At 64.1% G+C, this 26,012-nt stretch carries 16 protein-coding genes and 1 pseudogene; 9 read left to right on the forward strand and 8 right to left on the reverse strand.

Translation table 11 applies throughout. From position 1 onward, the window contains the following. Positions 1 to 7: 7 nt before the first annotated feature. On the reverse strand, positions 8 to 1,078 hold the full coding sequence (locus C444_RS04205; RefSeq protein ID WP_004591133.1) for a phosphotransferase family protein: 1,071 nt from the start codon (positions 1,076 to 1,078) through the stop codon (positions 8 to 10). Between the two features lie 109 nt (positions 1,079 to 1,187). After that, a pseudogene (locus tag C444_RS04210) lies at positions 1,188 to 1,916 on the reverse strand (enoyl-CoA hydratase/isomerase family protein); the annotation flags it as partial. A 171-nt stretch (positions 1,917 to 2,087) separates the two neighbouring features. On the opposite strand from C444_RS04210, the gene C444_RS04215 reads away from it, so the two are divergent. Both C444_RS04215 and C444_RS04220 read left to right on the forward strand, forming a co-directional pair. Next, complete coding sequence (locus C444_RS04215) at positions 2,088 to 3,743, forward strand: long-chain-fatty-acid--CoA ligase (RefSeq protein WP_004591137.1); 1,656 nt, start codon at positions 2,088 to 2,090, stop codon at positions 3,741 to 3,743. Positions 3,744 to 3,890: 147 nt separating this feature from the next. Then, on the forward strand, positions 3,891 to 4,952 hold the full coding sequence (locus C444_RS04220) for a zinc-dependent alcohol dehydrogenase family protein (RefSeq protein WP_004591139.1): 1,062 nt from the start codon (positions 3,891 to 3,893) through the stop codon (positions 4,950 to 4,952). 33 nt (positions 4,953 to 4,985) lie between these two features. Here C444_RS04220 and C444_RS04225 read toward each other — a convergent pair whose 3' ends face one another. Further along, on the reverse strand, positions 4,986 to 5,801 hold the full coding sequence (locus tag C444_RS04225) for an aminoglycoside N(3)-acetyltransferase (RefSeq protein WP_004591140.1): 816 nt from the start codon (positions 5,799 to 5,801) through the stop codon (positions 4,986 to 4,988). A gap of 94 nt (positions 5,802 to 5,895) precedes the next feature. Further along, positions 5,896 to 7,365, reverse strand: coding sequence for an aldehyde dehydrogenase family protein (locus C444_RS04230; protein WP_004591142.1), 1,470 nt, complete (start codon positions 7,363 to 7,365; stop codon positions 5,896 to 5,898). Between the two features lie 82 nt (positions 7,366 to 7,447). On the opposite strand from C444_RS04230, the gene C444_RS04235 reads away from it, so the two are divergent. Continuing rightward, positions 7,448 to 8,611 (forward strand): acyl-CoA dehydrogenase family protein, encoded by a 1,164-nt coding sequence (locus C444_RS04235; RefSeq protein ID WP_004591143.1) that lies wholly within the window; start codon positions 7,448 to 7,450, stop codon positions 8,609 to 8,611. Positions 8,612 to 8,671: 60 nt separating this feature from the next. On the opposite strand, the gene C444_RS04240 is transcribed toward C444_RS04235, so the two are convergent. Continuing rightward, positions 8,672 to 9,442, reverse strand: a complete 771-nt coding sequence (locus C444_RS04240) for an IclR family transcriptional regulator (RefSeq protein ID WP_004591145.1) — start codon at positions 9,440 to 9,442, stop codon at positions 8,672 to 8,674. A 150-nt stretch (positions 9,443 to 9,592) separates the two neighbouring features. On the opposite strand from C444_RS04240, the gene C444_RS04245 reads away from it, so the two are divergent. Beyond that, positions 9,593 to 10,726 carry a serine hydrolase domain-containing protein gene (locus tag C444_RS04245; RefSeq protein ID WP_004591147.1) on the forward strand — a complete coding sequence of 378 codons (1,134 nt, stop codon included), beginning with the start codon at positions 9,593 to 9,595 and terminating at the stop codon, positions 10,724 to 10,726. A gap of 112 nt (positions 10,727 to 10,838) precedes the next feature. Further along, on the forward strand, positions 10,839 to 12,137 hold the full coding sequence (locus C444_RS04250; protein ID WP_004591149.1) for a nickel pincer cofactor-dependent isomerase, group 22: 1,299 nt from the start codon (positions 10,839 to 10,841) through the stop codon (positions 12,135 to 12,137). 357 nt (positions 12,138 to 12,494) lie between these two features. Here C444_RS04250 and C444_RS04255 read toward each other — a convergent pair whose 3' ends face one another. Continuing rightward, complete coding sequence (locus C444_RS04255) at positions 12,495 to 15,533, reverse strand: FAD-binding and (Fe-S)-binding domain-containing protein (RefSeq protein WP_004591152.1); 3,039 nt, start codon at positions 15,531 to 15,533, stop codon at positions 12,495 to 12,497. Between the two features lie 102 nt (positions 15,534 to 15,635). Here C444_RS04255 and C444_RS04260 point away from each other — a divergent pair, with 102 nt between their 5' ends. Continuing rightward, on the forward strand, positions 15,636 to 16,016 hold the full coding sequence (locus tag C444_RS04260; RefSeq protein WP_049909096.1) for a VOC family protein: 381 nt from the start codon (positions 15,636 to 15,638) through the stop codon (positions 16,014 to 16,016). A gap of 43 nt (positions 16,017 to 16,059) precedes the next feature. On the opposite strand, the gene aceB is transcribed toward C444_RS04260, so the two are convergent. After that, positions 16,060 to 17,367 carry a malate synthase AceB gene (gene aceB, locus C444_RS04265; protein ID WP_004591158.1) on the reverse strand — a complete coding sequence of 436 codons (1,308 nt, stop codon included), beginning with the start codon at positions 17,365 to 17,367 and terminating at the stop codon, positions 16,060 to 16,062. A 412-nt stretch (positions 17,368 to 17,779) separates the two neighbouring features. On the opposite strand from aceB, the gene C444_RS04270 reads away from it, so the two are divergent. Further along, entirely contained in the window at positions 17,780 to 18,544 is a 765-nt protein-coding gene (locus tag C444_RS04270; protein ID WP_004591159.1) for an IclR family transcriptional regulator, read from the forward strand. 419 nt (positions 18,545 to 18,963) lie between these two features. On the opposite strand, the gene C444_RS04275 is transcribed toward C444_RS04270, so the two are convergent. Beyond that, on the reverse strand, positions 18,964 to 19,257 hold the full coding sequence (locus C444_RS04275) for a hypothetical protein (protein ID WP_004591160.1): 294 nt from the start codon (positions 19,255 to 19,257) through the stop codon (positions 18,964 to 18,966). A 97-nt stretch (positions 19,258 to 19,354) separates the two neighbouring features. On the opposite strand from C444_RS04275, the gene malA reads away from it, so the two are divergent. Together malA and C444_RS04285 are read left to right on the forward strand one after the other, a co-directional pair. Beyond that, positions 19,355 to 21,346 carry an alpha-amylase MalA gene (gene malA, locus C444_RS04280; RefSeq protein ID WP_004591161.1) on the forward strand — a complete coding sequence of 664 codons (1,992 nt, stop codon included), beginning with the start codon at positions 19,355 to 19,357 and terminating at the stop codon, positions 21,344 to 21,346. Positions 21,347 to 21,472: 126 nt separating this feature from the next. Then, positions 21,473 to 26,008, forward strand: coding sequence for a glycoside hydrolase family 15 protein (locus C444_RS04285; protein ID WP_004591162.1), 4,536 nt, complete (start codon positions 21,473 to 21,475; stop codon positions 26,006 to 26,008). Positions 26,009 to 26,012: the final 4 nt, after the last annotated feature.

Genomic DNA, 26,012 nt, shown 5'->3' on the forward strand with positions numbered 1-26,012 from the left:
TTCTCTGTTAGAGCGGTTCGTCGCCTTCGATAATCCGAATCGCGCGGTCGGCCAGCGCCGGGACGCGGTTCTCCATCAGTGGGTAGAACGGGTCGTCGGCGTTGCCTTCCAGATAGCGGCGGTAGAACATCTCCCCAAGGGCGGCGAGCTTGTACACGGCGAGCGTCCGATAGAACCGCTCGTGTTCGAACGTCAGGCCGGTCTGGGATTCCCAGCGGTCGACCAGGTCCGTCCGGGTTGGGTAGCCCGGCGCTTCGATGAACTCCATGGCGAGGTCGGGGATCTCCGGCTCGGGGTCCTTAGCGTCGCGCCAGTACGAGAGCATCCAGCCGAGGTCCGCCCGTGGGTCGCCCAGCGTCGCCATTTCCCAGTCGAAGACGGCGGCGAGGTCCGGGTCGTCACCGGGGCCGAACATCACGTTGTCGAGCTTGTAATCGCCGTGAACCAGCGTCTCTGGATGGTCGTCAGGGCACTCGTCCTGAAGCCACGAGCCGACCCGCTCCAGTTCCGGGACAGTGCGGGATTCGGCCGTCCGCTCGAACGCCCAGGCCAGTTGCTTCCCCCAGCGCGCGACCTGTCGCTTCGCATACCCGTCCGCGCGGCCGAGGTCGGACAGGCCGACAGCTGACGGATCGACCTCGTGGATAGCCGCGAGGGTGTCCACCAGTTCGGTGCCGACTGCCTCTCGGGCGTCGTCGTTGGCGAAGCGCGCTGGCTCGTCGTCTCGGATGACGGTCCCCTCGACGCGGGCCATGACGTAGAAATCGCTACCGATGATCGTCTGGTCGTCACAGGCCGCCACCGTCGGCGGAACCGGGACGGCTGTGTCCTGCAGTGCGTCGATGACGCGATACTCCCGCAACACGTCGTGGGCTGTCTCGGCGGTCTGGCCCGGCGGGGGCCGCCTGACGACCAATTCTCGGTCGCCCCAGGTGACAAACAGCGTCTCGTTGGAGTGGCCCTGCTCGTGGCGCGCAACGTCGAACGTCTCGACCGGGCCTATTTCCCTCGTGAGAAATTTTCCCAGCGCACTTTCGTCGACCAGCCGCTGGTAGTAGTCGCTGCTGTGTTCAGTCATGGTCGCTGATTGGGTTCCGTATCATGAAAAACTGGGGGTCGTGTCATCGTCCGACGAACTCCGGCCGGCGGTCGGTCAGGAACGCCTCGACGCCCTCCTCGTGGTCGGCCGTCTCGAAGACGATGCCCTGGGCCGTTGCCTCGTCGCGCTGGGCGCGGTCGAAGGACTTCTCTAGACCGTCCTGAAGCAGCCGCTTGGAATGCCGGAGGGCAATGGTTGGCCCATCGGCAATGCGGCTGACAGTCGCCGCGACTTCGGACTCGAACGCCTCGGCGTCGTAGACGTGGTTGAACAGGCCTAGTTCCGCAGCTCGGTCGGCGTCCAGAATCTCGCCGGTGAACACCAGCTCCTTTGCGACGTTGGTCCCGACAATACGGGGGAGCAGATACGACGTGCCGGCATCGACGCTGAGGCCGACCTGCCGGAACACGAAGCCGATGCTGGCCGACTCGCTCGCCAGCTGGATGTCACAGGCGATCGCGAGGTTCGCGCCGGCCCCGACGGCCGACCCGTCGACCTTCGCGACGGTCGGGACCGGCAGTGCGACGACTCTGGCGATGGTGTCGCGGGTCCGCCGGGCCAGTTCGCTGACGGCGTCGTCGGTCGGGTCGTCGTTCGTGAGCCGCTCGCTCATTCCCTCGATGTCGCCGCCGGCCGAGAACGACTCGCCAGTGCCTTCGATGACGACACATCGAACATCGGACGCTGTCTCGATAGTGTCGAGGTGGCGCTCCAAGGCGTCGTATACGGGCTGTGTGAGTGCGTTCCGCGTTTCCGGTTCGTTCAGCGTCAGCGTGGCGATGCCGTCGTTGATCGAGAGTAGTACGGACTCGCTCACCGGATATCACTCCGTTGTAGCTGCATGGGGCTGCTTCACACGGTTCTGGTATAAATTTACCGCTGGTTTACAGTTTCAGACAGCGCTGGGCACACACTGCTGGTGGCACGCCAAGGGCTACGGCAGCTACCAGGGCTAGTTTTAACATATCGGTCTGTGTTGACATGCAGTATGCCAGGTGGTGCACCACTCAACCTCCGGTCATTCCTGTGGCGTGGCGAGAACGTGTTCCCCGACAGCGAGATCGTCTCGCGGACGCACCAGGGGATTCACCGATACACGATAGCGGAGTACGCCGAACGCGTACGAAAGCTGGCCTCAGCCCTCGAACAGGCAGGCATCGAACGCGGCGACAGAGTTGGGACGTTCGCCTGGAACAACCACTGGCATCAGGAGGCCTACTACGGCGTCGCTTGCATGGGCGCACAGGTCCACATGATTAACCTCCTCTTGCCCGATGAGCACATCCAGCACATCGTAGCCGACGCCGAGGACGAAATTCTCATCGTCGACCCCGTCATGCTAGAAAAGCTCGAAGGGGCGTACGATGAGGAGGCGTTCGCCTCTGTCGAGCAGTACATCGTGATGGGCGACACCGTCCCCGAAACGTCGCTGGAGCCAGTCGTCGATTACGAATCGTTCATCGCCGACGGCGACCCCGACTACTCCTTCCCGCAACTGCCCGAGGACCAGCCGGCGGGGATGTGCTACACGTCCGGGACAACAGGCAAGCCGAAAGGCGTCGAGTACACCCAAAAGATGTACTGGACACAGGTCATGTCGCTGATGACTAGCCAGGCCGGTATCAAGACCGACGACGTGGAACTGACGTACGTTCCGATGTTCCACGTCAGCGGCTGGTGTCGCCCGTTCACGACCATCGCTGCCGGAGCCAAGACGGTCCTCCCCGGGCCGAATCCGTCGGCCGAGGATCTAGCAAAGCTCATCGAAGAAGAGGACGTGACCGTCTCCGCAGCGGTCCCGACTGTCTTCATGGACCTGCTGGAGTACGCCCGTGAGACCGACGTGGACTTCTCCTCGGTTCGGTACTTCACCAGCGGCGGGTCCGCGACGCCGCGGTCATTGATGGAGGATTACAAGGAGGAGTTCGACGTTGACCTCATCTCCGGCTACGGCATGACCGAAACGTCACCGGTCACGCACGCCTACGAGCCCAAGCCCGGAATGACGGACCTGCCGGAGGAGGAACTGTTCGACCTGCGGAGCCACTCAGCGGGGCTCCCGATTGCCGGGCTGGAGTTCAAAGTCGTCAACACCGACGGCGAGGAAGTGCCCTGGGACGGCGAGTCGCTGGGCGAACTCTGGATGCGTGGCCCGTGGGTCACACAAGAGTACTACAACGCCCCCGATGCGACCGAACAGGCCGTCACCGACGACGGCTGGCTCAAGACCGGTGACATTGTCCGGGTGAGTCCGGAGGGGTACGTCGACGTGGTCGACCGGATGGACGACCTCGTCAAGAGCGGCGGCGAGTGGATCGCCAGCGTCGAGGTCGAAAACGCCGTCATGGGTCACGATGAGGTCGTCGAAGCCGCAGTTGTCCCGGTCCCCCACGAGCGGTGGGACGAACGCCCCGCTGCGTTCGTCGTCACACGGGATACCGTAGCTGACGAAGCCGCGCTGCGTCAGGAGATCAAAGACCTCGTCGCCGAGTCATATCCGTCATGGTGGGTCCCCGACGCCATCCGTCTGGTCGACGGGATTCCCAAGGGCGCGACCGGGAAATTCTCCAAGCAGACGCTCCGTGACGAGTACGTCGACGAGTCGATCATCGAAACTGTCGCCGAGAACGCCCCGGCAACGTAACTCGGCCGAAACGTGGCGGAGCGTTCTGGCTGACAGGCACCGTATCGACGGCAGCGTTCTCGATACCGTACGTCTACCGTCACCGAGCCAGCCACAACAAGTCCAGTCGCGGATAGGTATTTATGATAGCCCTGTGATGATTGTGGTATGCGAGCAGCTGTCATTGAGGAGCACGGCGAACCGCTCACGATTCAGGACGTGCCCTATCCGGAGCCCCAACCGGATCAGGTCATCATCGAGACTGAAGCCTGCGGGGTCTGCCGGAGCGACTGGCACGCCTGGCAGGGAGACTGGGAGTGGTTCGGCATCCAGACCGGCCCCGGGCAGATTCTGGGCCACGAGCCGGCCGGGGTCGTCGCCGACGTGGGTGCGGACGTCGAACAGTTCTCCGAGGGGGACCGCGTCACAGTACCGTTCCACCTCGGCGACGGGTCGTGTCAGTACTGCCAGCGCGGGCACGCCAACATCTGCGAGACGTCGATGCCGCTTGGCTTCCTCGACGCCGCACCGGGGGCGTTTGCCGAGGCGTTCCCTGTCCGCGAAGCCGACTTCAATTGTGTCACGCTGCCGGACGCCGTCGACTTCACTGAAATGGCTGGGCTCGGCTGTCGGTTCATGACGGCGTACCACGCGCTGACCGACCGGGCGGATCTCAGGCCGGGCGACGCCGTCGCGATCCACGGCTGTGGCGGCGTTGGCCTCTCGGCAGTCCATATCGCCGATGCGCTGGGGGCCGAACCGATTGCGGTCGACGTACAGGACAGCAAGCTCGACCGGGCGCGGGACCTCGGCGCAGCGACGACAATCAACGCTGCCGAGGTGGACAACGTCCCCGGCGAGGTTCACGCAGTCACGGACGGCGGGGCCGATGTGGCTATCGACGCGCTGGGTATCGCGGAAACGTGTCGCAACGCTGTCGGCTCGCTGGGCAAGCAGGGCACCCACGTGCAGGTCGGACTCACGACTGACGACGAGGCCGGGGAAATATCCCTCCCGGTTGATACGATGACCCTGCAGGAAATCGACTTCCACGGGTCTTACGGGATGCCGCCGATCCGCTACGACGAACTGTTCCGTCTCATCGACGCCGGGACGCTCGAACCCTCCAAGATCGTCGGGGAGACGCTCCCGCTCGACGACGTGCCGGCGACCCTCTCGTCGATGGGCGAGTACGAGACGGTCGGTATCCCCGTCATCGACGAGTTCTGAGAGACACCGGCGCTGCGCTGTGGTCGTCGGTCCCTACGAACGGTTCGCTGCCAGCCAGTCAATGGCGAAGTCTACCATCGGCTGTTGGTCGAGGAGTTTCGACTCGCCGACGCCGACAGTCCCCGTCTCGACGGCGCTGGGGTGGGCACGCTCGAACGCATCACCGCAGGCCTGAAAATCCGTATCGGTGAGTTCGATATCGGTCCAGTTGCACCATTCGCGCTCGCCCTCGACAAGTACGGCGCTGGCGTGTCTGGTCGTGTCGGTATCGATATCGGCGCGGTACTCGGCGAGGTGCAGCGAGGTGTTCGTCGCATGTGACGTTCCGAGAAACAGGACTCTCCCATCACGGTCGTAGACTTCTGACAGCGGTGATGATTCCCCGAGCGAGTAATCGTAGGCGTGACCATCAGTGATGGTCTCGGCGTCAGTACCCCACGCGGCGAAGGAATGCTGTGGGTGCTTACTCCGGTAGACAGCTGGATACGTCCGAAAACACTCGGCGATTGCACCCATTCCCTGCGTTGGCGTCACTGCTGGTCGGTATGGTGGGAACTGCTCGCGGATCGTGTCGGCCCACGAGTCCGGGACTGGTGGGTTCGACATATTGTCGGGGTCCCTGTTGCCGGGTGAGTGTGTTGGCATCACTACGGTCCCGCGCTCGGTGACGACACGCTGCAGGGCGTCAACCACCGCTGGTGCGCCACCACAGACCCATCCCAGTTCGGACAGCGACCCGTGGACCAGTACTGTTTCCCCGCTTTCGAGACCCAGCGTCCGGAGGTCGTGTGCTATCGAATCCACGGTGACCGGTTCCGCTGAACGATCGCTTGGGCGCGGCGTGTCCATGAGAGACGATAGCCGAAAGCGGGCATAAGTTTCGTGTTCCCAGCGACACCGAGCCGCTGTTGTGGGTGCCTACTGTGGCCCCGAATCTACTGGCTCAGAGCAGCTGGTAGTCGCGCTCTTCGTGCTGGACGGAGATCCACTTGGTCTCGGTCAGTTCGTCCATGATCCACTCGCCGTTGTACCGGCCGATCCCGGAGTCTTTCATCCCGCCGAACGGGGCGTTGGGTTCGTCCTGAATCGGGTGGTCGTTGACGTGGACCATCCCGGCGTCGATCTGGTCGGCGATGGACCGACCGTGTTCGACATCACCGCTGTACACGCCTGCAGCGAGGCCGTACTCGGTGTCGTTGGCGAGTTCGACGGCTTCCTCGTCGGACTCGAAGGGGATGACCGGGGCGACGGGGCCGAAGTGCTCGTTACACGCCGCGGACATATCGTTGGTACACCCCGAGAGGACGGTCGGTTCGAGGAACAGGTCCTCCGCCTCGCCGCCCGTCTCCAGCGTCGCGCCGGCATCGACAGTCTGCTCGATGAATGAGGTGAGCTGTTCGACCTGACTCTCGTTGATGATCGGACCGAACTCTACGTCCTCGTCAAGCGGGTTCCCGATAGTCAGCGACTCAGCGTGCTCGACGAGTTTCTCGACGTACTCGTCGTAGACGTCCTCGTGGACGAGATGGCGATTGATCGAGATACACACCTGTCCCTGGTGGCCGAACGCGCCGACGGAGCCGGCTCTGGCGGCTGCCTCGATGTCAGCGTCCTCGGTAACGACGAACGGTCCGTTCCCACCGAGTTCGAGCGCCGGGAGGGCGAGCGCATTCCCAGCCTGACTGGCCACGGACCTGCCGACTGCCGTCGAGCCGGTGAACGACATCACGCGGGCGGCGGGGTGGCCGGCCATCCGGTCGCCGATATCGGAGCCGTGGCCCGTGACGACGTTGACGGCACCGTCCGGGAGGCCGGCCTCCTCAGCGATGTCGGCCAGCAGGAGCCCGCCGGTAATCGGCGTGTCCGTCGCAGGCTTGATGACGACGGTGTTCCCCAGCGCGAGCGCGGGACCGAGCGCCCGCGTCGTGAGGTGCAGCGGGAAGTTCCACGGCGAAATAATCCCGACGACGCCAGCGGGTTCGCGGACGATGTGGTGGTCCTTGTCCTCGTGATACATCGAGTCACGGACCTCCTCTTCCGGCGGGACCATCTCCAGCGCGCTCTGGAAGTCCGCCATGGCGAAGTTGGCCTCGGCAGTTGCTTTGGCCCGGACACTACCCGACTCCGTTGCGAGCAGTTCGACGATCTCGTCCAGTCGCTCCTGCATCACCCCGATCATCGACTGGACGTACTCGTTGCGCTCCTCGCGCGACAGCGCCGCCCAGTCGGACTGGGCCGCTTCGGCGGCCTGATAGGCGTCGTTGACATCCCCCTCCGTTCCGGCGGGTACCGCCGCGATTTCCCCGCCCGTCGCGGGGTTGGTCACCGGTATCGTCTCAGATGCTTCGGCGTCACGCCACTCGCCGTCGATGTACAGTCGGCTCCACGCCGTCTGGCTATCTGGTTGTGACATTCCATACTGTCGACAGCGCCACGGACTTTTACCACTTTGGCAGCAGGCAAACGCTTAATTGAACCCCGGTCACAGATCCTATATGATCGATTACCTCGGTCTCGAAGACGACCTCGGCGAGGAAGAGCGGATGGTCCGTGACACAGCCCGAGAGTTCGTCGAGAACGAAGTCAAGCCGGACGTCGGGCAACACTGGATCGACGGGACGTTCCCGACGGACCTCATCACTGAGATGGGTGACCTCGGATTCTACGCCCCGAACCTCGACGGGTACGGCCTGCCGGGGCTCAGCGAGACGGCGTACGGCCTCCTGTTGCAGGAGCTGGAGGCCGGCGACAGCGGCCTGCGCTCGATGGCCAGCGTGCAGGGTGCACTCGTCATGTACCCGATTCACGCCTACGGCAGCGACGCCCAGAAAGAGGAATGGCTGCCGGCACTCGGCAGCGGCGAGCGGGTGGGCTGTTTCGGGTTGACAGAGCCCGAACACGGGTCGAACCCGTCGGCGATGGAAACGACGGCCGAACGTGACGCCGACGGCTACGTCCTGAACGGCTCGAAGACGTGGATCACGAACGCGCCCATCAGCGACCTCGCAGTGGTCTGGGCAAAGGTCACGTCCGCCGACGGCAACCCTGTGCGGGGTTTCCTCGTCGAGACGGATCGTGACGGCGTGACGACGAACAAGATCGACGAGAAGCTCTCGCTGCGGGCATCGATTACGGGCGAGATCAGCCTGCAGAACGCCCGTGTCCCCGAAGAGAACGTCCTGCCGGGCGTTGAGGGGATGAAAGGGCCGCTGTCCTGTCTCACGCAGGCTCGTTACGGTATCGCCTGGGGGACGGTTGGGGCCGCCATGGACTGTTTCGAGACCGCCCACGAGTACGCCACCGACCGCGAGCAGTTCGGAAAACCGATTGCTGGCTATCAGCTCCAGCAGGAGAAGCTCGCGGAGATGGCGACCCAGATATCGCTGGGTCAGTTGCTTGCCCATCGCCTCGCAGATCTGAAGGAACGCGGCGACCTCCGCCCGGAACAGGTGTCGATGGCAAAGCGCAACAACGCGCGGATGGCTCGCGAGCAGTCGCGGGTGGCCCGTGAGATGCTCGGCGGCAACGGCATCACGGCCGATTACTCCCCGATGCGGCACCTGACGAACCTCGAAACCGTCTACACCTACGAGGGAACGCACGACATCCATTCGCTCATCATCGGCCACGACCTGACCGGCATCCCGGCGTTCGAGTAGAGGCTGTCCGGTACATTCCGGAATACGGAACGACCGCGCGCTGGCGCGAAACAGCACTTCTCAATCGTACGTGAGGTCTATCTTCAGTTCACTGGCTTTCTGTTCCAGCAGGTCGGGGTACGTCGATTTGATGTCCTCCCGGCTCACCCGGCCGCTCGGGCCGAAGACGCTCAGTGCGCCGATGAGGTCGTCCTCGTGGTTGTACACCGGCACGCCCGCCGCCCGCAGGCCATCCATGTGCTCGGACATATTGGTCGCATAGCCCTGCTCGCGGACCTGTTCGAGTTCCTCGAACAGCGCGTCACGGTCGGTAATCGTGTTCGATGTCAGCTCTTCGAGGGCAGTGGTTTCGGTGAACTCCTCGATGCGTTCGTCAGCCCACTCCGCAAGGATGGCTTTCCCCGAGGCGAGCGCGTGCAGCGGCCGGCGTTTGCCGATCATCGTGTCGCTCTGGAGCGGATTCCGGCCGCCGGCCCGATGCAGATACACACCCTCGAACCCCTCAGCGACCAGAAACAGGGCTCGCTCGTCGGTCTCTATCGCCAGTTCGATGACTTTCTGCTTGGCGACGAGATAGCCGGGCCGCCGTATCCGCGGCGGTTCGCTGAGTTGCAGAAATCGGAGTGACAGCCGATACTCCCCGTCCTCCTCGACGAGATAGTCCATGTCGTGCAGCGTCTTGAGATGCCGATACACCGTGCTCTTTGCGAAGTCCATCTCCGCCCGGATGTCCGCGATTGTCGCACCTCCCGCGTCCCGAATCAGTGCCAGAATCTCGAACGATGTCCGGGTTGTCGACACCTCGGACGTTCCGGTCTTGTTTTCGAGCATACGGAGTTGTGACCGCTTAGTGACATCAACGTTTCGCATAATCGACCATGATGGTCCAGTGTGCCGAACGCAGCCGGTAGCGGTCCGCCGTTCGATTCTGCTGTCGAACCGAACCTAACTTGTAGTATGCGACCGGAGTCAACAGATACCATGCCACAGCTTAGCGCAGACGATATCGAACAGCTCCGGGCCCAGTTCGAGCGACAACTCGATGTCGGACTGCACCACGGCGCACAGTTGGCGGTGTACGTCGACGGTGACCTCGTCGTCAATTTCGCCGGCGGTTCCACGGGTCCCGACGGTGACGAAACGACGCCCGAGACGCGTCATCTCCTGTTTTCCTGTACGAAGCCGTTCGCCGGTGTCGCCCTGCACCAACTCGTCGAAGAGGGTGAACTCGATTACGATGACCGGGTCGTCGAACACTGGCCCGAGTTTGCCGACGACGGCACACAGAAAGCATCGATCACTGTCCGGCAGGTGCTCAGCCACACCGCTGGTATCCCCTTCGGCGAGTTCGATGACCAGCCCGAACGATGGGGCGACTGGGATGCCGTCGTCGCGGCGATGGAAGACATCGAGCCCGTGTTCGAGCCCGGAACGACCCCGGCGTATCACGCAATCAACTACGGCTGGCTGGTCGGCGAACTCATCCGGCGCTGTAGCGGCCAGCCGGTGGAAGCATACGTTGCGGAGAACGTGTTCGAGCCACTGGGGATGGACCACACGGGCATTGGTCTGCGGGACGACGAGCCCGACACCGTGGCGACGCTGGCCGGTTACGAGACGTCCGAGCGGTGTCACGCTGTCGAAGAGGGGCTCGAAGACCCTGCCGCGGAATACGCTGCGGCGTTCAATCAGGAGGCGATGCGCCGGGCGGTGATTCCCGCGGCCAACGGCATCGGCACTGCTCGGGACATGGCCCGGTTCTACGCCTGTCTCGCAAACGGCGGCTCGCTGGATGGGACGGAACTGCTGACCGAAGCGACTGTCGACGAGGCGACCACGACTCACGCCGAAACGGAATCCGACGGCACGCTGTCTCGCCCGGCCCGCTACGGACTCGGCGTCTGGACCGGCGGGCTCGCCGCCGACATGTTCGGGGCCGCCAGCAAAGAGCGCATGTTCGGCCACGCCGGCCTCGGGAGTTCGTTCGGCTGGGGCGACCCTGAGCTGAACGTCGGGTTCGCGCTCGTCACGAACGGTATCCGCGAGGAGTCATTCGAACACGCCGCTCGCGTCGGTCAGCTTTCCGACGCTGTCCGGCTATTGTTACAGGACTGAGTGCATCCCCACTGACACCGGTCGCCACAGGCGTTTCTGACCGGTTGCGTCTCCGGCCAAGAGACGGTTGCGTGACCCGAGTTTTTGTATGGCTTGCCGCTAATCCCCCGATATGAACTTCCCCGACCGAGGCGACGTGGATCATCTCATTGACCCACAGCCGCTGCCGGACTTCGCTCGTGTCCAGTACGAACCGGAGACGGCCGCCGTCGGTGACCCCTCGACCGCGGCGCGGGCCGAACTCGACCGCCTCGACTTCGATGGGCTGGAATCTGGCGCGACCGTTGCCGTTGCCGTCGGCAGCCGCGGCATTCACCATATCGATGATATCGCCGAGGCTGTCGTCAAAGCTGTTCGCGACCGGGGCTTTGAGCCGGTCGTCGTCCCAGCGATGGGGAGCCACGGCGGAGCAACGCCGGAGGGACAGCACGAAGTACTGGAGAGTCTGGGCATCACGGAGTCACGCCTCGATGCCCCCATCGACGCCCGGATGGACACGACACAGGTCGACACCGTCACTGTCGGTGACACTGAGTTTCCGGTCCACGTTTCGACGGCGGCACGGGAGTCGGACGCCGTCGTCGTCGTGAACCGGGTGAAGCCCCACACCAACTACAGCGGCCACATCGAGAGTGGCCTGGCAAAGATGACTGTCGTCGGACTGGGCAAGCAACACGGCGCGAAGGCGTTCCATTCGACAGCTATCAACGAGGGGTACGTGGAAGCGCTGGAAGCCGCGCTCCCGGTTGTCGAGTCGGCGCTGCCACTGGTCGGCGGCGTGGTGCTGGTCGAGAACTTCCACGAGAAAACGGCTCACGTTGAGGCGATCCCGGCAGGCTCGTTCACTGACCGCGAGCCCGCGCTGCTGGAGCGGGCCTACGACGAGATGGCGACGCTTCCGGTCGAGGACATCGACCTGCTCGTCGTCGACGAACTCGGCAAGGACGTCTCCGGCGCGGGAATGGACACGAACGTTATCGGCCGCTACCGCGTCCTCAACGCGCCGGACCCCGACGAACCGTCGATCAAGCTGCTGTACGCCCGTGGGCTCACCGAGGCGACGAAAGGCAATGGCAACGGCATCGGGCTAGCCGACATCACCCGCCGGGCCGCTGTCGACCAACTGGACCTACAGAAGACGTACGCGAACGCGCTCACCAGCGGGTCGACGGCGAAGGCGAAGCTCCCGCTCGTCGCGCCGGACGACGAGTTCGCCATCCGGACGGCGCTGTCCGCGCTCGGTGGCTACGACCCCGATACCGTCCGGATTGTCTGGATACGGAACACACAGGACCTCTCGACGCTGCACGTCTCCGAGCCGCTTGTCGATGACCTGCCGACCGCCGTCGCAGTTACTGACCGCGAATCGCTTACTTTTGCGGACGGTACGGCCTCGTTCGCCCGGGAATGACGCGTCGGTATCGGCAGCCGACCTTGTCGCTGAAACAATTTCTAACAACTGTACATTCGTTTCTCCGACCGAACTGTGCCGGCGTGCTCGGATGAGCCTCGGAACGGACTGCTCTCAGTGCTGGTGTGGGACCGAATTAGAGCTAGAATACGATTTTTGTTGCTGTATTTCGCCCCTATGGTCATATAAACGCCACAGACAGATGTAGGTCTGGTATAATATTTTAGGAAAGTGAGGTTTTAGAAACACCTATCAATATCAAGGTCGATAATGTTGAAAACAAGAACAATATATCGAAAGTGGATGTATTTCCCGCAGAAACGGGACCGTTCAGCGAGTCCCGGTGTCTCCGTGTGACTACGAGGTCGTCTTCTCGGGCACTCGCTCTGCGACAGCTTCGATAGGATGGGGCGGAATCTCGTCGACGCCGTCGCGGTCACCCAACTGCGAGCGGCAGGACCCGCCCGGGGCAACGACGCGGTCACCGTCACTCTCATCGACTTTGTCGAACAACAGCCGGCCGATGGTTTTCGAGAGGTCGTAGTGCTCGTCGTGGTAGCCGAAGCTTCCGGCCATGCCACAGCACGTCGAATCCAGCGGGTCGACGTCGTAGCCGACGCGGCGCATGACGCCGACAGCGTGGTGATCCTTGTTCGTCCCCTTCTGGTTGCAGTGGCCGTGGTAGCTGACCGTGCCGGCGGCCCCGAGCGACCGGTCCTCGACGGGCAGTGCGTCGTCAAGTCGGAACGTGTCGAGATATTCCAGCACGCCGTAGGCGCTGTCGGCCACCTGCGAGACATCGGAGCCGTCGAGCAGATCGCGGTACTCGTCCTGGAACATCACGGCATCGGAGGGCTCGACGAACACGACGTCCCACCCTTCCGCGACGCGGTCCGACAGCCGGTTCGTGTTCGTCTCGGCCCGGTCGCGAGCGAGGTCCAGCATGCCGGTGGAGTACGCCGCTCGCCCTGACGGAGCGGTGTCGTCCGGAATAGTGACGTGGACGTCCGCGGCTTCGAGCGTTTCGACGGCGGCTCTGCCGGCGGCCGGGTACGAGTAGTTCGTGTACGTGTCGGGGAACAGCAGGACCTTGCGGTCGGCCTCGGCCCGAGAGACCGTCGAGCCCCCGCGGGCGTCGAACCAGTCCTGCAGCGTCTCCCGGCGGAAGGTGGGAAGTTCGCGCTCCGGCGCGATGCCGAACAGTTTCTGCATGACCATCCGCGCGCCCGGGATGTCCGTCGCCCAGTTCGAGACCGGTGCCAGCGCCGACCCGATCTTCGAGGCGGTGTCGATGTTGGCGAACAGGCGCTCCCGGAGGCTGGTGCCCTCCTCTTGGTGGTGCTGGTGTTTCAGCTCGGTCTTGAGTTTCGCCATGTCGACGCCGGTCGGGCAGTCGCTCTTGCAGCCCTTGCAGCCGACACAGAGGTCGAGCACTTCTTCTTGGAAACGCTCGGAATGGATCTCGTCCTCGTCCAGGTCGCCGCTGATGGCCGACCGGAGGAGGTTCGCCCGGCCCCGCGTCGTCTGGACCTCCTCCTCCGAGGCGCGGTAGGTCGGACACATCACGTCCCCGTCGGTCTGGCGGCAGGTGCCACAGCCGTTACACAGCTCGACGAGCTCCGAGAAGCCGCCCTCGTCCTCGAAGTCGAGCGTCGTCTGTGGCTCCAGGGATTGGTAGTCGGGGCCGTATCGGAGGTTCTCCCGCATGTCCGCGCCGACGCCACGGTCGGCGTCGGGGCCGATGTCATCCGGCCCCTCGCGGTAGACGACGTTGCCGGGGTGCATCCACCACTGCGGGTCGAACGCCGTCTTGACCTCCTTGAACGCGTCCCAGAGCGTCTTGCCGTACATCTTGGGCGTGAACTCCGTCCGGGCCATCCCGTCGCCGTGCTCGCCGGAGAACGACCCCTTGTGTTCCAGCACGAGGTCAGTCACGTCGTCAGTGATGGAGTGCATGGCCTCGATGCCGGATTCCTCTTTCAGATTGAGAATCGGGCGGATGTGGAGCGTCCCGGAGCCGGCGTGGGCGAAGTATGCGGCGGAGGTGTCGTGGTCAGCCAGCACCTCCTCGAACTTCTCGACGTACTCGGCCAGTTCGGCGGGCGGGACCGTCGCGTCCTCGATGAACGGGTACGGCTTGGGGTCGCCGTCCATGGACATCAGGAGCGGAATCGCCGCCTTCCGGAGCTTCCAGAGGTCAGCCTGGTCTTCCTCAGTGTAAGCCTCGACCACGTCGAAAGCCGCTCCGTTATCGAGGAACCGCTCGGTGGTCCGCGCGATGGCCGCCTCGAAGTCGTCGTGCAGTTCCGAATCGTATTCGAGCATCAGCGCGGCCGCCGCGCGGTCGGGAATCGGCTCGACGTACTCGGCGTAGCCGTCGGAGCCGGCCGCGAGCCTGAACACCTCGTCGTCCATCAGTTCGACTGCGCTGACGTCGTAGTCGAGCGCGACCGGGACGGCCTTCATCGCGTCCGCGAGCGTGTCGAAGCAGTACAGCGCCAGCGCGGTCTCCTCAGGGACCGTCACCAGCGAGAGTTCGGCCTCGACGATGACGCCTAGGGTCCCCTCGCTCCCGACGAACAGCTTCGCGAGGTTCATGACTCGCTCGCCATCGTCGTTCTCGTAGACGACGCGGTCGAGGTTGTAGCCCGACACCCGCCGTTTGAGGTCCGGGTAGCGGTCCTCGATCTCCTCGGTGTTCTCCTCGACGGTTTCGCGGACCGTCCGATAGATGTCGGCTTCCCGGTCGTCCTTGCTCACGATGTCGTCCCACTCCGGCGAGTCGATGACGACCTCTCGGGCGTGAATGAGTGAGCCATCAGAGAGGATGGCTTTCACCGCGTCGGTGTAGGCATCGGTGATGCCGTACCTGACGGAGTGTGCGCCCGTCGAGTTGTTTCCGATGCCGCCACCAACTGACGCGCGGTTCGACGACGCGGGGTCCGGCGCGAACTTCAGGCCGTACTCGGCCAGCGTGTCGTCCAGGTCGTCTTGCACCACGCCGGGCTGGATTCGCGCCGTCTGCTCCGCCGGGTGGATATCGAGGATATCGTCCATGTGCCGGGACATGTCCAGAACGACACAGCCCGGGCCGACGGTCTGCCCGGCGAGCGACGACCCAGTTCCCCGTGGCATCACCGGGACGCCGTGGTCTGTCGCCACCTCGACGGCCGCCTGCACGTCGTCGACGTCGGTCGGGTACACGACTCCCGCCGGTTCGGCGCGGTAGATGCTCCCGTCTGTCGCGTACAGAATCCGGGCGTATTCGTCGAACTCAACCCCACCTGTGACGCGTGAACGGAGCGCTTCCGCCAGGTCCCGATATGCGTCAACATCAGGTCGATCCAGGTCCAACTCTTGGGCCGACCAAGTGTCCTCGACGTTTTCAATCGCCATACAGGTATTCAGGAGTAATAATCATTAAAATCTATGGCATGCGGCCACAATTCACTTTGCATAGCCCGCCAGCTATTTCACTCAGGGCACTGGCATCGGTGTATGGGCAATGCAAGTTTCCTTCACATGTGCCTGAACGTGGCCGACGCCACAGAATCGATTGCGTTCTACGAGCAGTTCGGCTTCGAGGAGTCCTGGCAGTTCACCACGCCGGACGGCGAGACGACGAACTACTACGTGGCTGACGACAACGGCGTCGAACTCCAACTCTCAGAGACCGAAGGTGAGGCAAGCTTCGAGATGGGAACCGGCTGGGACCACCTCGCGCTCGGCGTGGACGACGTCGACGCGACGGTCGAGCGAATCGATCACCACGGCGTCGTCAAAGAACCTGGTCCACAGCCGGAAGCCGGGGCGTATACGGCGTTCGTGGCGGACCCCGACGGCCATCACGTCGAACTCATCGAACCGCTGGAAGACTGAACCGCGCCCACGGCGTTTCGAATGACGAAACGGTACGCGCCAGTCAGTTCCCGACGGCCGTGGCGCGCTCGACGATGTCAGCGCCGTACATCTCCTCCAGTTCCTCGTGCTGATCCGGCCGGTGCTCGTAGACGTCCTGGAACAGCGTAATGGGCGTCTGGGCGGCTTGGTAGGTCGCCTCGTCCCACATCCGGTCTTTGCTGATATCGACTTCGACGCCGTCGATGACCAGCGTAGCGGCTTGGGTCATCGCGATAGCTCCCTTGCCGGCCTCCTTCGCGGCCTCGAACTCCTCCATGGAGTCGACGATGTCGTTCATGCTGGGGATGTACGCGGTCCGGTCGAGCAGTTCCTCAGTGAGTTCCTCCTCGTCCAGTTCCAGTCGCTCACCGCCCGCCTGCAGGACGTAGCCGCCGTCGCCATCTGCTTCCAGCGAGAGGTCGTCACCGTCGTACACCTGCTTGCCGTCCTGTGCTTCGAGTTCGACCTCTTGGCCGCCGGCTTCGAGAAGCCAGCTCCCGGTCTTCGGCGGCAGCGGGGCCGTGTTCGCTTCGACGACCTGGCCCGGCGTCAGCGACCAGATGCCGGTCATCCCCTTCGCGCGGTTGTCCTTCATTCTCTCGCGGTACCCTTCGACGTCGCGGATGTCGTCGTAGGGGCCGTCGACGGCGATGAGGCCCGCGGCGCTGGCCCCTCGGGAGGTGTTGTGGCGCAGTTCCGGCCACGGCGGGAGCTCGCCGGTCGGCGTCATCGCGCGCATGTCTTTGGTGTAGTCGACCTCGCCGTCGACGAGCAGGAACATGCGTTCGAGGTTGTTCGAGGGTTTGCCCATCTCGTCCCGCAGGTCACCCATCGCCAGCTCGGCCTCGCCGCTCTCGACGATGACCGACATGGAGAGGCTCCCCTCTTCGAGCCCATGCTCGTTCTCGATGATGGTGAAGAACTCGTCGGCCTTCTTCCAGTCATCGATGTCGCCGACCTCCGGAATGACGAAGCCGTCGATGTGTTCGACTGCACCGTTTTCGGGGTCGGTGATCTCCAGCATCTGCTGGAAGCCCTGATAGCGGGTCGACGGCGACTCGCGGTGCCAGACCACGCGCGGGTGTATCTCGCCGGGGAACTCCGCGCCCTGGTTGGCAACGACGTCGATGATGTTCTCGACGCCCTCGTCGCGCATGTTCGGTGCTGTCGCGTCCTCGTTGTCCGGGACCCAGACGTCCGGAGCCTGCAGGCCGCGGAGCTGGCCCGCGCTTCGCAGCATCTTCGCTGAGTCGTCCTCCCCGTCGACTGCTGTCGGAGAGGTAAAGAACGTTCTGACGAACTCGCGGTCGTAGTGTCGCGTCACACTCATAACTCATCTCAAAGAACCCGACGGAACCGCTTAAATCTACCGTCCATATCCGGCCGAAACATCGACCAGCGTAGTCGTCCCACCGTCTCTCAGTAGATTCGAAAAGACGAAATTACTGTGCGATATTATATTTCTCTATCTGTTCACCCGAGCGACACAACGGTTAGTGGTGCACACTGATCTGTCGGCATCTCATGGCCGTTCAGTCGCCACATCACGAACTCCTATCGAATTCGGCCGCCGGTTTCGCGCCAGCGAACCCCACTTTCTGTTTCGTCTTTCCGAATGTCTATGCCGGTCATAGAGCTGAATGACGCCCATTTCGCGTACGTGCAGCCTCGGAAGCTAACGCAGAGCGGTTGTCACAGCCGATACGGCAATTTTATTCGAGCGGCGAAAGAACTGGTGACTAATGACACGGGCAAAAACGGACTCGGTCCGGGCGACACAGACCTCGCTGTCGGTCCTCTCGGGTATCAAAAACCTCGGCGGGAGTGCCACACTGGTCGAACTTGCCGACTCGCTGGAGCCGGCCAAGAGCACGATATACAAACATCTGGTGACGCTGGAAGACGAAGGACTGGTAGTGGAACGGAACGGCGAGTATCGCATCGGACTCCGGTGGCTGGAGTTCGGCGGCATGGCACAGCGCTACGACGGCATCTACGAGGTGGCGAAGCCCGAGGTCAGGCGGATGGCCGTCGAGACCGGCGAACTGGCGAACCTGATGATCGAGGAGCAGGGCTACGGTATCTACATCCACACGACCAGCGGCGATCAGGCGGTCGCGCTCGATACGCGCCTCGGGAAACGCATCCACCTCCACAAGACCGCTATCGGCAAAGCTCTCCTGTCGAGTTTCGACGATGACCGAGTCGAGGAAATCATCGAAACCCGCGGGCTGCCGGCCGAGACGGACAACACCATCACAGACCGCGAGACGCTGTTCGCGGAGCTGGAGACGATTCGAGAGCAGGGGGTCGCCGACGACACCGAGGAGCGGGTCGACGGGACCGGCTGTGTCGGGGTTCCTATCGATACCGGCGACCGCCGCGAGGCTGCCATCAGCATCACCGCACCCATCAACCGGTTGCAGTCCTCAGGCCGCAAAGCCCAACTCATCGACACGGTGCAACAGGCTGCCAACGTCATCGAAGTCAACCTGGCCCACGAATAACCGGTCTGTCTTATTAACAGAGCAGCCGACATCCTTCGCTGACAGCTGGCCTGTGTCTGGTGAAATCTAATACCAGTACAGTTGTTATTCGGGGACCGAGTATCCGGTATCTGTGATGGACAAGGTGGACCGAATTAGAGAGGGCTCAACATATCTAGTCCCATACTATCTCTGGGCTTGACTATAATACCCCATCTTAGCTATTTCTCTCCCTATTTGAATATAAAAACTCAAGAGTTAGATCAAGTGGTAAGAAAAGAGATTATATAACTCAATTATAGAATTGAAAGTCTGGTTATAGTCCAGAATGACGGGTGTATCGCTGGAGAATCACCTCCTACTCCCATCGACCGGTGTTGTTCCTGTGGGGGCGAACGATCACCGGTAACACGGACTCACAGCGAGAATGCTAAAGTACGTTATAAGCCCCCAGCACGCCGCAACAACGACGACTGGGCCCAGAAAGACAGCGAGCCCACCCACACACCTATGAATGCGACTGCCGACGCCGCCCGCATGCCGCGGCGCTCCCATAACGCCACGACGGGCGTGTCGAGCACGAACAGCGCCTCGACACCCAGCGCGACGGCCACGCCGACGGTGATGGCGGACTCGGACCAGAGTGCCCCGAGCGCACCCATCTGGCGGAGATACGCGACGAGTACCAGTCCACAAAGCAGGGCAAACCCGGCATCGCGTCGGTAGTCGGGCACAGCGGGAGTACACGCCGAAGCCAGAAAGCGATGCTGTCAGCGGCGGCATGCTCGCGGCTACCCCAAGTACAAAGACACTGTCAATCGCAGTGAACCTATGCACCATCCTGGACCGCCGCGGTTCGTGGCGACGGGCGACGAGGTCGAACTCGCGCCCCGCGACCCGGACCCGACGGCGACCTACACCTGGCGACTGACGCAGGCACCGGCGCAATCAACGGTATCGCTCGGAGATGATCCGGTCGAACACTTCGTTCCCGACGCGCCGGGCAGATACGTCGTCCGGCTCACCGCACCGGACGGCGAACACGACCTCACCGTGCGCGCGTTCCCGGGGACCCTCGAATCGAGCGGGACACACACGTCCGGCCGCTCTGGCGGTCACAGCGGCGGCGTCTCCGGCGGGCGAAGTGGCCCCGGTCGCAGCGGGAGCGGCGAGTACACTCAGGCAGGGGACGGAAGCGACGGAGGGGGTGGCGGCCAGCCACGCCTGACGCTGCGGCCGGATATCGAGGGAGACGAAGCCGTCGTTCGGGCGGACTGCAGTCCCCACCCGGAGGGGACCGAGACGGCCGCCGACCTCGCTGTCGAGTTCCTGCTGGATGACCGCGACGATGTCGATGCCGACGCGGTGACCCGGGACGGGACGGCCCTTCGGATTCCGCTGGACGCGCTCCCGGAACGCGCTCGTATCCACGCCGTCGCAGTCGGGAACCATGGCTACAGCGTGCCCGACGCCGTCGAGTTCACCCGCGGCGGGGACGGCGTCGAGACGGTGACGAGCGGTGCTGGGGTCGCTGCCAGACGACCGTACGACGCGCCGGCCTGGGCCGAGGACTCGGTCATCTACGAGATTTACGTGCGTACGTTCGCCGGCGAGAGAGACGAATCGCCCTTTGATGCGATTACCGACCGACTGGACTACCTCGACTCGCTCGGCGTCGACGCCATCTGGCTTACGCCGGTGTTACAGAACGACCACGCGCCCCACGGCTACAACATCACTGACTTCTTCGAGATCGCGTCGGATCTGGGCACCCGTGCGGACTACGAGCGGTTCATCGAGGCGGCTCACGACCGCGGGTTCAAGGTGCTGTTCGATCTGGTGTGTAACCACTCGGCGCGGACCCACCCCTACTTCGAGTCCGCCGTGGAAGGGCCGGACGCCGACTACCGGGAGTGGTACGAGTGGCGAAGCGACACCGAACCGGAAACTTACTTCGAGTGGGAGCATATCGCGAACTTCAACTTCGATCACCTGCCGGTCCGGCGGCACCTGCTCGACGCGGTCGCACAGTGGGCCGACCTGGTCGACGGGTTCCGCTGTGACATGGCCTGGGCCGTCCCGAACGGCTTCTGGCGCGAGATCCACGATTACTGCAAGGACCGCGACAGCGAGTTCTTACTATTGGACGAGACCATCCCGTACATCCCCGACTTCCAGGCCGGGCTGTTCGACATGCACTTCGACTCGACGACCTACGCCGCGCTCCGGCAAGTCGGGGGCGGCGGCGACGCCGAGGCCATCCTCGGTGCTATCGAGGGGCGGGCGGAGATCGGCTTCCCGGAGCACGCGTCGTTCATGCTGTACGCGGAAAACCACGACGAGACGCGCTATATCGTCGATTACGGGCGTGAGGCCGCTGAGGCCGCCGCGGGCGCGCTGTTCACGCTCCCGGGCGCACCGTTGCTGTACGCCGGTCAGGAGTTCGGCCAGCGGGGGCGGCGCGACGACCTCGCCTGGGATCACGCCGACGAGACGCTCCAGTCGTTCGTCAGTGACCTCGCTTCGGCCAGGCACGACCAGCCGGCGCTGTCGGCGGATGCGGACCTCGTCCGAATTCCGTACGAGGTGCGGGACGGCCCGTCCGACCGCGTCGTCGCGTACGCGCGGACGACGGAGAACGACGCAGCCGTCGTGGTACTCAACTTCGGCAGCGAGCCGACGACGGTCGGGTTACCGGCCGGAACTGACGGCACGGACCTCGTTTCCGGGGAGTACCGTGGGGCTGCTGGTGATGGAGACGCCACTGTGACCGTCGATAGCGTGAGTGTGTTTCCGGCTGACGAGAACGACCTGCGCCAGTAGTCCAAGCGAGCAGGTCCGTTCAGCGGCAGCGGCTTCGCCCTCCCGGGGTACGCAGTCGTGGCCCCGAAGTATCACTAATTTGTCCGAACCACAGGAGTTTATAGAGAGTGGTCTGCTTTGATGTGTATGCGGCTTTCGACAGCGCTCAACGAATACAAGCGGACTCGTCACGAGCGCTTTCCAGAGGAGCGCAGGACTGTTTCAGGCTCTTTCTCCGGGCACGGTGACCGACTCGTACACGTCGGTGAAGACGGCACACTGAAGGACTATTCCGATTCGCTCTCCGGGCTCTCCGGTATTGACCGCTCCAGGCTCGGGGTTATGCTTGGGGACGAAACACGGTGGTTCAGTGACCTGGAGACGATCAGACAGCACTACTACCGCGAGACGCGGCTCGTCGAGACCGAATACGACGCGGGATCGTTCACGGTCCACCAGTACGACCTGACGCTGGGGCGGGCCCACGTCACGCACGTCGCGATGCGCGGGGCCGTGCCACAGGACGCCAAGCTCGTGGCGTTCGTCACGTTGGCCCCCGACAGCAGCGACAGCGGTGTCGGTTCGCTGATCCACGAGGACGCCGGGCCCGACAACTCGCGCGTACTGGAGGTGTACCACCGCCGGGAGCACGATTACCTCGCCTCGTCGACCGGGCTGGACGCCGTCGCCGGGCAGCGGCCGGAGCGCCTCGCGGAGATACTCGATGACAACCCGGTGCCGTTCCCGCGGTCGGAGCCGGTCGAGCGACGCGATCAGACGCGGCTCACCGGCGACTTCCTCGTGACCGCACCGCTCGACCGGTCGGGACGCAGCAAGGACACGACGCTCGTCAGCCAGCTCTCGAACCACGACGAGGTCGACCGGGAGACGGCACTGCTCGACCTCGCCGACTGCGTGACGGAGCACACGACTTCTGACGACCTCCGGCAGGCCGGGCGGGAACGAACGCGCATCGACGTGGCCGAAGCCATGCCACGCTCGGACTCGATACGGATGGACCTGCGCGTCCTGGACTTGCTGTCCTCGCCGACCGGCGGTCGCATCGCTGCCCCGGAGTTCGACCCCTTTTATTCGAACTCCGGCGGCTACGGCTACGTCTGGTTCCGCGACGACGCCTCCGTCTCCCGCCATCTGCTCGAAGCCGGTGCTCGGCTCGACATCGACACCCGGGAGATGCTGACCGAGAGCACGGAGTTCCTCTGTGATAGCCAGCTCTCTGACGGCCGGTGGCCCCATCGCGTCTGGGCTGACACCGGGGCTATCGCGCCGGGCTGGGCAAACGCCAGGGTCGAACACAACGCCGAATCCCCGGAGTACCAGGCCGACCAGAGCGCGACCGTCACCGCCTTCCTCGCGACGGTGCTGCGAACACACCGGGGCGAGTTAGATGCCGATCTGACGGCGACGATCCGTGAGACTATCGATGCAGCCGTCGACACACTCATCGAGGACATCGCGGCCAACGATCTGCCTGAGCCGTGCCAGAACGTCTGGGAGGACTCCATCGGCCAGTTCACGCACACCACCGCGACGTTCATCGAAGCGTTCGCCGCGGTGGCTCGCGCCCCGATGGGCGAGTCGGTCCGAGAGCGGAGCCTAACGGCGGCCGACCGGCTGCTCGACGGGCTCGACACGCTCTGGGACGGCGACCTCGGCGTGTACGTGATGGGACTGACCAACGGCACGCCGGACCACCGCATCGACGCCGCGGGGCTCCATCTCGCGGACGCGCTGCAGGAGTACGACAGCGTCGAGTCGGCGACGCTGAGCGATCAGCACCTCACCCGTCTGGCTGACCACGTGAGCACGACGCTCGATACGCTGTTTCGGAACCCCACCGAAAGCCGAGTCGCAGGACTGGCCCGCTACGAGGGCGACCGCTGGCGGACCGGTCATCAGGACAGCGAGAAGGTCTGGACAGTCACGACGGCGATGGGGGCCCTCGCAGCCGCCCGTGTCGGCGACATGCTGAACGACCGCGACGAGCGCGGCGACGCCTACCTCGACCGCGCGAGCGACCTGTACGAACTGCTCGAAGACGACGGACCGCTCACGACCGACGCCGGCTACCTCGCCGAACAGGCCTTCGACGACGGCGACCTCGACAGCGCGACGCCGCTCGGCTGGTCGCACGCGTTGCGGCTCCACGCGACTGCGCGTCTGGGCGAACTGAACGCACTCCCCACGACGTCGGCCGGGACCGAGGGGCCGAGCGAGCGCCCGACGTGGACGACCGGGGAAAAGTACGGAATCGGAACCGTCGCCGACCACGACGAGCAGGACCCCTCGCGCGTCTGGTTCACGCTCACTGAGGGCGCGCTGACGGAGGCCCGCTACCCGCAGGTCGACCTGATGAACCTGCGGACGCTCGATTTCCTGGTCCGGTGTACGGACGAGACAGATTACGCCGTCCGGACCCACCGCGAGAACCGCCGGACCGACGACAGCGTCAGGCGACGCGTCGAACCGGTCGACGACGAGGCGCTGCTCTATCGCCACGTCTTCACCGAGACTGGAGACGGCCAGGGCCACGAGTGGACGCTCACCGTCGACTACGCGACCGACCCCGAGCACGACGCCATCGTCGCCGACGTGTCTTTCAGCGCCGACGACGACAAATCATACGACGTGTTCTCCGTCGCGGACATCGCGCTCACAAGCACAGTCACCGAGGACCGCGCCATCAGATACGGCCAACCAGGGAGCTACCACCTCGTCGGCCGGAACCCCCGTGCATACACTGACCAGACCGACAACGACCTGCTCGTCGACGAGAACGGCGACGCCTACTCCATCGCCGTGGCGATGGCCGCGGCCGGGCGCTTCGACTGGGCAACCGTCGGTGCGGCCGGTAGCGACCACCTCGACGGGCTGTACTCCGACGGCGACCTCCCGGACCCGGTCGAGTCCATCGACGGGACGAATCTCGTCCTCATCGGTCGGCTGGACTCGGGGACCAGAGTCAGCGATACGGTTGCACTCGGCTTCGCGCGACAGGCGGATACTGCCGCCGCGCTGGGCGAAGCCGACGGCGCGCTCGACCGTGGCTACGAGACAGTTCGTGCCGAGTACGCCGACAGCTGGGCCGACTTCCTGTCGGACAAGCAACTCCCGGATTCGGTCGCCGGCGACGAGGACCTGGCGAACCAGTACAGAACCGCGCTGATGACGCTTCTGGCCGTGGAGGACAAGACCTACCACGGGGCATCTATCGCGTCGCCGTCCGTGCCGTGGGGCGAGGCCGTCCACGCGGAAGAGCCCAAGGGCTACGGCTACAACTTCGTCTGGTCCCGGGACCTCTATCAGGTGTTCAGCGTGTTCGACGCCATCGGGTCGCTGGACATCGCGACGGACCAACTGGAGTACATTTACGAGTACCAGCAGGACGACGCCGGCTTCATCCCGCAGAACACCTACGTCAACGGGACGACCCGCTGGGGCGGCGAGCAGATGGACAACATCTCGTTCCCGCAGGTGATGGCCTATCGGCTCGCCGAGAGCGGCGTCGACTTCGACGACGTCGAGTACAGCTACGAGAACGTCCGGCGGTCGGCTGAGTACGTCGTCCGCCACGGCCCCGAGACCGCACAGGAGCGCTGGGAGGAGGAGGCCGGCTTCTCGCCGTCCTCGATTGCGGCCGAAATCGCGGGGCTCGCGTGTGCGGCGAAGCTCGCCCTCGACACCGGCCACGAGGCCGACGCGCTCGTCTGGCTGGCGCTGGCCGACCAGTGGGCGAACAACGTCGAGGCCTGGACCGCCACCGAGACCGGGACCGACCGCCACACCACCACGCCCTATTACACGCGGGTCACGCTCGATGGCAACCCCGAGATGGGCCATCTCCGGACGCTCGCCAACGACGGCCCGACGCTGGACGAGCGCAACATCATCGACGGCGGCTTCCTCGAACTCGTTCGACTGGGTATCAAGCCCGATGACGACGAAACGATCCGGAACTCCCTCGTCGAAGTCGACGACACCATCAGCGTCGACACGGAGTACGCCCCAGGGTTCTACCGGTACAACGGCGACGGCTACGGCGAACGCGGCCGGGACGATCAGGGCGCGCCGTGGACGGTCGAACACAAAGGGAAAGGTCGCCTCTGGCCGCTGCTCACCGGCGAACGCGCCGAGTACGAACTCCACCGTGACGATCCGGACATCACGCCCGAGAACGCCCTCCGGATGATGCAGGACGTGGCGAACTCGGGCCGGATGATCGCCGAACAGATCTGGGACCGCGGCCACGCGACCGAGTACGACTGGGAGTTCGCCGAAGGGACCGGCTCGGCGACGCCGCTGGCGTGGTCGATGGCTCAGTACGTGCGGCTGGCCCACGGCATCAGCGCCGGCGAGCCAGTCGAGACGCCCGCGTTCGTCGACGACCGCTACCGTGAGCGGCGAGCACACACGCCCGACCGAAGCCCCGCGCTCCGTGTCGACACGCAGTTCCGCGGGAACGAACTGGTCGTCTCCGGCGAGACGACCGGTGTCTGTGTCGTCGTCAAGACGCCAGCTGACATCACGTACATCCCCGTCGATGACCGTGAATTTGAGGTCGCAGTCGACGTCGACCCCGGTGAGAATCAGGTGATCGTTGCCGCCGCGGACGACGAGGATCTGGTCACCGCCGGGACAACTGTCTGGCAGCTCAACCTCTAGAAAC

The sequence above is a fragment of the Haloarcula japonica DSM 6131 genome (assembly GCF_000336635.1).
In the GTDB taxonomy this organism is placed as follows: Archaea; Halobacteriota; Halobacteria; order Halobacteriales; family Haloarculaceae; genus Haloarcula; species Haloarcula japonica.